We start from the raw sequence: 8,954 nt of genomic DNA, 5'->3' as shown, positions 1-8,954 counted from the left end.
CCGGTACAGTACCGGGAACAGGCCCAAGCGGCCGTTTGACCCCACCGTCCAACTCTCGGGGGTCACTTCACCATGGGGGCTCGATGGCGCCATCCATGGCGCCAACGGTCCTGCCTGCCCACCCCGATCCGTCCCGCCGAGGCTTCACGTCGGCGGACTGCAAGAGCGTTGGATTTCCAAGTGGAAAGAGGGGTCAGATCCGTTTTCCTGCGGAAAACGGATCTGACCCCGGAAGCGCTGCAGCTGTGGCTCCGCTCTTTGCTTTTCTTTCTTCAATCCGGGGTGGACGCGCAAGGAAACTGTCCGTGGCCAGGAGGGTGGGCTGCGCAGGGGCGTAAGCGCCATGGGCCCGAGGCATGCCTCGGGCGGGTTGGGCAGGACGCCCAACCCCGGTCTTGCCGTGTGCGCAGGACAGCGCACAAGAGCAAGGCGCGCCCGAGCCTACAGGGACGTATTGCGGTGGTCTAATCAACTTGGACACTCGATAGGATCATTTTCGAGCATCGAGGTAGACCCATGGCAAAACAGATCACTCAGGGCATGAGGGACGAGGCGGTTCGCCTTGTCGTTGTAGAGGGGCAGACAGTAAGAGACGTCTGCCAGCTGATGGATGTCGGCCCGACGGCGCTGAGGCGGTGGATCGAGCAGTGGCGGCGAAAACATGACCCGCATGCGGAGGCGCCACCAGTAGATGCGCAGGTCAGAATCGCCGAACTGGAAGCCCAGAACCGCAGGCTCAAGGAGGAGCGCGACCTGCTAAAAAAATCCATCGCCTTCTTCATTCGGGACAGCGATCACCGGAACAAGTGATCCAGGAATTGGGGAAGGCCGCTCCGATCCGGTTGGTGTGCCAGTTGATGGACTATCCCCGTAGCAGCTACTACGCCTGGCTGCATCGGGAGCCTCGTATCGATCGGGAGCTGCTGGCCCAGGTTGATCTGGTTCGTCGCATTCATAAGTCCCACCGGGGCAGCTGCGGCTCACGCAGGATGGCCCGGGAACTGACCAATAGCGGTCTGCAGGTTGGTCGCCACCGCGCCCGGACGCTGATGCGCCGGGCCGGTGTCAGGGCGCGTGGGTTGGGCGCATTCCCACGAAGCAGATGCGTGGTTGGCGGTCAGAGCCCTGCGCGGCGCATTGAAACAGCGCCGCCCCCAGGCGGGACTGCTGTTCCACTCGGACCAAGGGCGGCAATACACCAGCCACGCGATGGCCGAGATCCTGCGCGACAACGGCATCACCCAGAGCATGAGCCGGAAGGGGAATTGCTGGGACAACGCGGTGGTGGAACGGGTATTTGCCACCCTCAAAGGCGAATGGCTGTACTCCAAATACCCCACTCGACAGGAGGCTGCAGCAGACATCGAACAATTTGTGAACTGGTACAACCACCGTCGGCTGCACAGTGCCAACGGCCTTGTGCCACCTGCGCTCCGTGAAGTGCAGGTGGCCTGAACTCCCTTTGGGAGTGTCCAGAAGTACTTGACCACCACATATTCACGGCGTCCCCTGCGCAGCCCACCCTCCCGGCCAACCTGAAGTGGACATGCGCATTTCGCGATTCACCCCGAGGGGCTTCGCCGTTGGCTGGATAATCAGATACTCCGGAAACAAAAACGCCCCAGCGCAGGGCCGGGGCGTATTCGTGGGTCAGGTCAGGCAGGAATCAGAACTCCTGCCAGTCTCCATCGGCCAGTTCGGTCACTGCCGGGCGAGCGCCGCTGACGCGTCGGGCCGGCGGTGCCATCGGTGCCGGGGCAGCCGGGGCAGCAGCACGCGGTGCCGGCGTGCGCGCGGCGACCACGACTTCGGCTTCGTCGACCACGAAGATCGATACCGCCTCGCTCAGATGACCCGCCTGTTCTTCCATCGCACGTGCGGCAGCAGTGGCTTCTTCCACCAGCGCGGCGTTCTGCTGGGTGGTTTCGTCCATCTGCACCACGGTCTGGTTGACCTGCTCGATGCCAGCGCTCTGCTCCTGCGAGGCAGCGGAGATCTCGGACATGATGTCGGTCACGCGCTGCACCGAGGCGACGATCTCGCCCATGGTCGCGCCGGCCTTGTGCACCAGCGCCGAGCCGTCGTTGACCTTGCCGACCGAGTCGTCGATCAGGCCCTTGATCTCCTTGGCCGCTGCGGCCGAACGCTGGGCGAGGGTGCGCACTTCGCTGGCAACCACGGCGAAACCGCGGCCCTGTTCGCCGGCACGGGCGGCTTCGACTGCGGCGTTCAGCGCCAGGATGTTGGTCTGGAAGGCGATGCCGTCGATCACCGAGATGATCTCGGCGATCTTCTTCGACGAGGCCTGGATGGCCGACATGGTGGTGACCACCTGGCCGACCACTTCACCGCCCTGCGAAGCCACGCCGTGCGCACCGATGGCGAGCTGGTTGGCCTGGCGCGCGTGTTCGGCGTTCTGGCGCACGGTGGAGGTCAGTTCCTCCATCGAGGCGGCGGTCTCTTCCAGGTTGGCCGCCTGCTGCTCGGTACGGCGCGACAGGTCGCTGTTGCCCGAGGCGATTTCACCGGCGGCCGAGCTGATTGCGCGGCTGGACTGCTTGATGCGGGTGACGATCTCGCTCAGCTGTGCGGCGGTGGCGTTGGCATCGTCACGCATGCGGGCGAACACGCCCTGGTAGTCGCCATGCATGCGCACGGTCAGGTCACCCTGCGACAGTGCGGCCAGCAGGCCAGAGATCTGTTCGATGCTGCCCGAGTTGGCGTCCAGCAGGCCGTTGATCTGCTGGGCCAGCTGCAGGAAGAAGCCTTCCTTGTCGTTGGCATCGATGCGGCCGGACAGGTCGCCGGCAGCAGCCTGGGCGATCACCCGTGCGACTTCTGCCTCGACCTGTGCTTCCTGGGTGCGGTCGCGCCATTCCACCACGTAGCCGACGGTGTCGCCGTCTTCGTTGCGGATGGTCGACACGACCTGGGCGAACTGCGCATCGCCGTACTGCATCGGGCGGCGGGCAACGCCATGCTGCTTGAGGTTGGCCAGCAGGGTGTTGTCCATCTCGCCACGGTGCTCGAGCACGGTGACCGGCTTGCCGACCAGCGAGGCGTGGGCGTCGAAGTCCGGCAGGTCGCGGCGCAGCTCGTCCTGGTACTGGGCCAGGGTCTGCTGCAGGGCGCGGTTGCTGTAGACGATGGTGTTGCTGGGATCGGTCAGGTAGACGCCGGTCGAGCTGTAATCCAGCGCGGTGCGGATACGCAGGTTCTCGCGGGCGATCGCCTGGTCGGTCTCGGTGCGCTCGCGCAGGTCGCGCTGCATGCGCTGCATGGCCTGCATCAGTTCGCCCACTTCGTCCTGGCGGCTGACATCGATGTGACCATCGAGCTTGCCACCGGCGACGTCGTTGGCCACCGAGACGGCGCCACGCACGCTGCCGACCAGGGCACGGGCAAACAGCCACACCAGCACCAGGCCGAGTGCCGCACCGCCGAGCAGGGCGATCACGGTCAGCACGGCCGAGGCGGAGTAGGTGGAGGCGGCTTCGTCGCGCGAGGCGCGGGCGAGGCGGTTGTCTTCGGCGATCAGCGCTTCCAGCGCGGCGCCCGCCTTGCGGTGCTTGGTGCGGGTCTCGCCGACGAAGGTATCGATCGCGTCGTCGGGCAGGTCCAGCTCCAGCATTTCGGTGACGCTGTCATAGGAGGCCAGCGCGTCCTTCCAGTCCTTGGCGAAGGTGTCGAACAGCTTCTTCTGCTGGGCGTTGTCGACCAGCTTCGGATAGTCCTTGATCGACGTGTCCATGCTGGTGCGCAGCTCGGCGGCCTGCTTGCGGGCGTCAGCCTTGACGTCGTCGCTGGCGCGGATCAGCTGCTGGTAGGCGCTGTTGCGGTACTCGCCGAGCATGCCGCGCATCTCGCCGGCCATGCGGATGCTCTCCATGCGTGAACCGGCCAGCTCGGTGGTCACGTTGTTCAGCGAATGCAGGCCACGGTAGGCGACGATGCCCTGCAGCAGCATCACCAGCAAGAGGACACCGAAGGTCAGCATGAGCTTCGGCATCAGTTTCAGGTTGTTGATCCACGGCATGGGCGTTGCGATCTCCTAAGGCAGACGCGGCCGGGCGCGGGGCCCGGTTGCAACAGCCACGCCGGCACGCTGGCCGGCGTGGTCTGACGGACAGCGGATTACTTGATGTTGGCCAGCTTCAGGCTGGACGGCGAGCTGACTTCGATTTCCGCACGCGAGGCATCGCGCTGGATCTTGCCGATCACGCACACGGTCTTGCCTTCCAGGGTTTCCAGCGGGAAGGAGAACTTGCCGCGGTTCTCGCCGGCGATGCGGGCCGAGAAGGTGTGGCGCGGGAAGGCGCCGCCCATGTACAGGAAGGTCGGCTGGCCTTCGGAACCTTCTGCGAAGCGGGCCTTTTCGACCTTGCCGCAGACCATGCCGTCCTTGCCGACGGCGCGCGGTGCCATCTCCGGCGGAATCATCTCGGCCGACTGCGCGAAGGCGGAGGAAGCGGTGGTGGCCAGGACGGCAGCCGAAACGAACGCAAGCAGGGACTTCATCGGGGTGATTCTCCGGGGATGGTGATGGTGGATCCGGCCTTGGCGCGTTCCTGCGCGACCGGCTTCTGTCCCCCTATCGGCGTGGATGGGGGGGAACTGAAGGGCTGCGTAACAGAAACGTGAAGAAGGTCCGTTTGTTCAGGCGGCGGCGTCTTCGACGACGTGGGTCTGGCCCATGTCGGCGCTGTCCAGCAGGGTTTCGATATCCAACAGGATCAGCATGCGGTCGTCGTGGGTGCCGATGCCGGAGATGAAGCGGGTGTCGACGGCGGCGCCGAATTCCGGGGTCGGGCGGATCTGCTCGGCCGACAGCGGGATCACGTCGGAGACGCTGTCGACCACGATGCCGACCACGCGGTCTTCCACGTTGAGCACGATCATCACAGTGAAGGCGTCGTAGCGGGCGTCTTCCAGGCGCAGCTTCAGGCGCAGGTCGATCACCGGCACGATGGTGCCGCGCAGGTTGATGACACCCTTGATGTAGTCCGGGGCATCGGGGACGCGGGTGACGGCGTCGTAGCCACGGATTTCCTGCACCTTGAGGATGTCCACGCCGTAGTGCTCGGCACCGAGGGTGAAGCTGAGGAATTCGCCATCGGCGCCGGCGGCGGAGCTGTTCTTGTCGTTCATCGAGGGGTCCTGGTTCTGCCGGAAGTGCCGGTGTCAGGCTCGATATCGGCCCCGTAGTGGGGGACTTTAGAGATCCATCCACGCATGGCGTGGATCTACTAGGGCTGCATCCACGCATGGCGTGGATCTACTAGGGCTGCATCCACGCATGGCGTGGATCTACTAGGGCTGCATCCACGCATGGCGTGGATCTACCGGGGCTGCATCCACGCGTGGCGTGGATCTACCTGGGATGGTAGTGCCGGCCGCTGGCCGGCAGATCCCGTTGTGGATGCGTCAGAGCTCGCCGTTGCGGCGTGCCTTGCGCTGGCGGTCGATGCGGAAGATGTAGCGCTGGATGGCGCTGTCGCCGCCGCGGGGCAGGTCGTCGAAGCGCATGCCGACGCGCTTGACCTCGGTGCCGTTGGGCAGGCGTTGCGGCAGCAGGTTGCAGACCACCAGTGAGATCTGCAGGTCCGGGCCATCGGGCATCGACAACTGCGCCCGGTAACGCTGTTGCAGGCTGAAGATCGCGCAATCGACGGGCACGGTCACCGCCAGGCCGCCGCCACTGATGTCCACCACCCGCATCGACAGCGCTTCGGCCTGGGCCTCGCCCGGCGGCAGCAGCAGGTGCGGTGAATCGGTGATGGGGGTCTCCAGCCGGTACAGTTCACGCCGCTGCAGGTGTACCAGCTCCTCGGGGAAAGGTGCCCGGAAGGCGACGTGGCCTTCGTTGTCCACGCGTTGCAGGTCGTGCAGGCGGAAACGCACCATCACCCGTTCCAGCTGGGCAAAGCAGAGCAGGTGGTCGGCCTGTTCGGCGGCGCGGTTGGAGGCTTCCTGCGGGCTGCCATCGAGCAGCAGGATGTCCTCGTCCTCGTCCAGTTCGAGCAGGGCGGTCGGGAAGGAGCGATCGCGGCCGTCGATATGGGCGTTGATCAGTGATCGCTGCTCGATCAGGGAACGCAGCAGCTGCCGCACCTGGCGGGGATTGCGGACCAGGAAGCGATCGTCGGCGGCGTCGGCCGCATGGACTTCGGGCGGTGCAGTGTCGTGGCCGTCGGACATGGAATCTGTGGTCAGGGGCGGGCGCCGACGCGTGTGGGCGCGTGGCTCGAAAGAAGTATCGGCTGCGTTGCGGATTTATGTAGCACCGCACGCGTTCGACTGATTCGTTGTGCCATGCCGGACACCGAAGGGCAAGCGGTCGGCTGGGGCCGGGCATGGCCCGGCGCTGCCTTTCCGCTGTCGGGGTGGCGCGCGGCCACCCCGGTGCTGCGATCAGAACTCCTGCCAGTCGCCGTCGCCGGCCAGCGCCGGCTGCGCAACGGGCTTGCGCACGCGCGATGGCGTGGCGATGGGCGCAGGCGCCGCCTTGCGCGTTGCATTTCCGGCCGGGGACATCGCCGCACGCGGCGCCGCGTTGCCTGCGCTCGGCGCGGCCAGGCGGAAGCGTGCAACGGCCTCGCCCAGCTGCGCGGCCTGGTCTTCCATCGCCCGTGCTGCAGCAGTGGCTTCTTCCACCAGCGCAGCATTCTGCTGGGTGGTTTCATCCATCTGCACCACGGTCTGGTTGACCTGCTCGATGCCGGCCGACTGTTCCTGCGAGGCGGCGGAGATCTCGGCCATGATGTCGGTCACCCGCTGCACAGAAGCGACGATCTCGCCCATGGTGCTGCCGGCCTGGTGGACCAGGCTGGAGCCTTCGGCGACCTTGCCGACCGATTCGTCGATCAGGCCCTTGATCTCCTTGGCGGCGGCGGCCGAGCGCTGGGCGAGGGTACGCACTTCGCTGGCGACCACGGCGAAGCCACGGCCCTGTTCACCGGCACGGGCGGCTTCGACCGCAGCGTTCAGCGCCAGGATGTTGGTCTGGAAGGCGATGCCGTCGATCACCGAAATGATCTCGGCGATCTTCTTCGAGGAGGCTTCGATGGCCGACATGGTGGTGACCACCTGGCCGACCACTTCGCCGCCCTGCGAGGCCACGCCATGCGCGCCGATGGCGAGCTGGTTGGCCTGGCGTGCGTGCTCGGCGTTCTGGCGCACGGTGGAGGTCAGTTCCTCCATCGACGCGGCGGTTTCTTCCAGGTTGGCGGCCTGCTGCTCGGTGCGGCGCGACAGGTCGCTGTTGCCCGAGGCGATTTCGCCGGCGGCCAGGGTGATGCTGGAGGTGCTGGCCTGGATCTGGCTGACGATCTGGGTCAGCTGGGCAACCGTGGTGTTGGCATCGTCACGCATGCGGGCGAACACACCGTGGAACTGGCCGTCCATGCGTGCGGTCAGGTCGCCCCCGGCGATAGCCTGCAGCAGCTGCGACAGCTGGCCCAGGTTGCCGTCGGCGACCTGCATCATGCTGTTCAGCTGCTCGATCATCACGCGGAAATCGTGATCGAAGCGCTGCGCATCGCCACGCTGGCTGAAATCGCCGGCGGCGGCAGCCGAGGCCAACTGCTGGATCTGCGTGTTGATCGCCAGCAGGCTGGCCTTGGCCGCATCCATCGATTCATGCAGGATCGCGCGGCTGCCCGGCAAGCGGCGGGCATCGGGGGCGAGGTTGCCGGTGGCGTACTGGTTGAGCACGTCGATGGCATCACGGATCGCATCGAGGTGCTCGAAGATCACCGTGTTGATGCCGCCGGCGAGCTGGCCGTAGACGCCCGGGAAATCTTCCGGAATGCGGTGGCTGATATCGGGGCCGGCATGCATCTGTGCCATCAGCTGGGTCTGCTCGGAGAAGCGACGCAGCATCGCGGTCATCTCTGCGGTGGCGGCCAGCATGCGGCCCGCCTCATCCTTGCCGGTGGCCTGGGTGGTGACGCTGAGGTCGCCACGGGCAACCGCCTGGATGGCATGCACGGCCTTGCCCAGCGGACCGACCACGGCGCGCGAGATGACCACGGCCAGGGTGGCGGCGACCACGACCAGCAGCACGATGGCGGCGATGATGGCCAGCATGCTGTTGCGGTGGGTCGCGTTGGCGTCGTCGATCTTGCCCTGCATCTGGGTTCCCAGCAGCGCACCCAGTGCCTTCAGGTCCTCAAAGGCCTTGCGGCGCAGCGGGCGCGACTGCTCATCTGAGATCTGCCGGGCGGTCTCGCCATCACCCGCCGTCGCCGCTTCGCGCAGCTTGGTATTGGCGGCGAAGTAGCCATCGACGTCGGCCTGCACGGCCTGGTACAGCGCGCGCTCCTTGTCGCCGGCCGGCAGCTTGGCATAGGCGGCCAGCTGCTCGCGCACTACCGCAGCGGTGTCGTTCATGCGCTTGTTGTAGTCGGCCACCTTTTCCGGCTGGTCCAGCATGCTGATCTGGGCCAGTTCATAGGTGCGGAACTCACCCAGCTGCGAGCGCACTTCACCGAGGTACTGCACCGATGGGATGTCGTTGGTCGCCATCGAGGTCAGCTTGGCATTGGCTTCGGACAGGCGGACCAGGGCGAACGCACCCAGCACGACGGTCATCAGGGTGGTCAGGGTGAATCCCACAGCCAGCTTGCGGGCGATGGGCAGATCGTGGAACCACTTCATGCAGGGTGCTCCAAGGTGGGCAGAATACCGGCGGCGGCGCCGCAGGCAAAAGGTCGTTGCAGGAGGGAACGGTGGTGCCGGGTGAAGGATCGGTGACTGCCGTCATGTCGAGATAGCGGCGCCTGTGCGGCGGACTTTATGGACCTGTGTCACATTCGCTGGCGTAGGGAGATGCGGCGCAAAGCACGCCCTGGCGGGGCGTTCGCATCGATATCGTGGTTTCAGGCGAAACCATGCGCACGATGAAGTTCACAGTGCAGGTTGACGGAGTTCACAGCAGACCGCGCAGCCCTGCC

General features: G+C 65.8%; 7 protein-coding genes and 1 pseudogene. 3 read left to right on the top strand and 5 right to left on the bottom strand.

The features are described from left to right. Window positions 1-516: 516 nt before the first annotated feature. From ACFX4F_RS05885 to ACFX4F_RS05875, 3 genes and pseudogenes are all read left to right on the top strand, one after another. Window positions 517-810, top strand: coding sequence for a transposase (locus ACFX4F_RS05885; protein WP_380653178.1), 294 nt, complete (start codon window positions 517-519; stop codon window positions 808-810). 47 nt (window positions 811-857) lie between these two features. Further along, window positions 858-1,016, top strand: a pseudogene (locus ACFX4F_RS05880) (IS3 family transposase); the annotation flags it as partial. A 46-nt stretch (window positions 1,017-1,062) separates the two neighbouring features. Beyond that, the gene (locus ACFX4F_RS05875) at window positions 1,063-1,455 is read left to right on the top strand and encodes a transposase (protein ID WP_380653175.1); all 393 of its coding nucleotides are present in this window, start codon (window positions 1,063-1,065) and stop codon (window positions 1,453-1,455) included. Between the two features lie 211 nt (window positions 1,456-1,666). Here the strand turns inward: ACFX4F_RS05875 and ACFX4F_RS05870 are convergent, their stop codons facing one another. From ACFX4F_RS05870 to ACFX4F_RS05850, 5 genes are all read right to left on the bottom strand, one after another. Beyond that, window positions 1,667-4,036, bottom strand: coding sequence for a methyl-accepting chemotaxis protein (locus ACFX4F_RS05870; RefSeq protein ID WP_380653172.1), 2,370 nt, complete (start codon window positions 4,034-4,036; stop codon window positions 1,667-1,669). Between the two features lie 98 nt (window positions 4,037-4,134). After that, window positions 4,135-4,518: a hypothetical protein gene (locus ACFX4F_RS05865; RefSeq protein WP_025878966.1), complete on the bottom strand. Its 384-nt coding sequence runs from the start codon at window positions 4,516-4,518 to the stop codon at window positions 4,135-4,137. A gap of 138 nt (window positions 4,519-4,656) precedes the next feature. Then, complete coding sequence (locus ACFX4F_RS05860) at window positions 4,657-5,148, bottom strand: chemotaxis protein CheW (protein ID WP_099818377.1); 492 nt, start codon at window positions 5,146-5,148, stop codon at window positions 4,657-4,659. 276 nt (window positions 5,149-5,424) lie between these two features. After that, complete coding sequence (locus tag ACFX4F_RS05855; RefSeq protein WP_380653168.1) at window positions 5,425-6,198, bottom strand: flagellar brake protein; 774 nt, start codon at window positions 6,196-6,198, stop codon at window positions 5,425-5,427. Window positions 6,199-6,411: 213 nt separating this feature from the next. Continuing rightward, a complete protein-coding gene (locus ACFX4F_RS05850) occupies window positions 6,412-8,658 on the bottom strand; it encodes a methyl-accepting chemotaxis protein (RefSeq protein ID WP_380653165.1) in 2,247 nt (748 codons plus the stop codon). Window positions 8,659-8,954 lie beyond the last annotated feature (296 nt).

The sequence above is a fragment of the Stenotrophomonas sp. YIM B13575 genome (assembly GCF_042787595.1).
Classification (GTDB): domain Bacteria; phylum Pseudomonadota; class Gammaproteobacteria; order Xanthomonadales; family Xanthomonadaceae; genus Stenotrophomonas; species Stenotrophomonas lactitubi_B.
This window is presented reverse-complemented; position numbering and strand designations above follow the sequence as displayed.